General features: G+C 36.9%; 2 protein-coding genes. Both read right to left on the bottom strand.

The window, feature by feature from the left end; translation table 11 throughout:
- Positions 1 to 11 precede the first annotated feature (11 nt).
- Positions 12 to 245: a hypothetical protein gene (locus KHQ28_RS28990; protein ID WP_010829130.1), complete on the bottom strand. Its 234-nt coding sequence runs from the start codon at positions 243 to 245 to the stop codon at positions 12 to 14.
- Positions 246 to 308: 63 nt separating this feature from the next.
- On the bottom strand, positions 309 to 793 hold a 485-nt coding region (locus KHQ28_RS28985; RefSeq protein ID WP_211777823.1), incomplete at its 5' end, for a CHAP domain-containing protein.

The raw sequence follows: 793 nt of genomic DNA, 5'->3' as shown, positions 1-793 counted from the left end.
GGGTAATCCATCTAGTATTCTTTCCCTTCTAACTTCATTGTATCCCATTCTGTATCTTCTACAGTCACAGAATCTCTAAAGTCTTTCCAATCTGCATCATTCTTAAATATATCTTCTCTTTTAGGCTTTAGAATATACGTATCATCAATTTTAAAAATTGTATACGCATCTCCAACTTCTGGAGAAATCCCTTTTGGGAAAATTGCTCCTACAGAATTGCCTATTTTACGTACTACTGTTTCCATGACTATCATCTCCTATACGTATGTTAAACTAAATTTAACACACCCTCAATCACTCGTCAAATATTACTTATTTTTACGAACAATACTACGTATTTTTGTTATATCAAATGTCCGATTATACTTTGCTACAACTCGCCCACGCTCTGAATTTTGCTCATAGGTAGTAAATGCTTGTCCACCATTTGATACACCTGAAATCACGCCTGTATGGCCATATATTTGAGGGGTTAATACACCACCTGCATACCAATTGACGATATCTCCTATCCTTAGATCAGACGGTTTGGGGTCAAAAATTACTGACCAACCGTACGCTGACCAATTGTAATCATCACCAATTCTTTCGGCATAATCAAAGCCACTTCCACGCAGCTGTGGGCCACCCAATTTTTCAACATAATATGCTGTAAGCATGTAACACTCTCCACCATATATTGATTGACCAACAATAGATTCTAATACCTGTATGTTTCCCCCATTTCCTTCATTAATGCCTTGCTGCATGCTTGCAACATACTGATAAACTAGCTCTGCATAAAACATATTTC

The organism is Klebsiella sp. 28 (assembly GCF_018223905.1).
Classification (GTDB): Bacteria; Pseudomonadota; Gammaproteobacteria; order Enterobacterales; family Enterobacteriaceae; genus Klebsiella; species Klebsiella pneumoniae.
The sequence above is the reverse complement of the archived record's forward strand: the minus strand, read 5'-3'. Positions and strand labels throughout refer to the sequence as shown.

Bases quoted from the DNA above. Each gene is read 5' to 3' on its own strand.
- KHQ28_RS28990 (WP_010829130.1), bottom strand. From the start codon at position 245: ATGGAAACAGTAGTACGTAAAATAGGCAATTCTGTAGGAGCAATTTTC.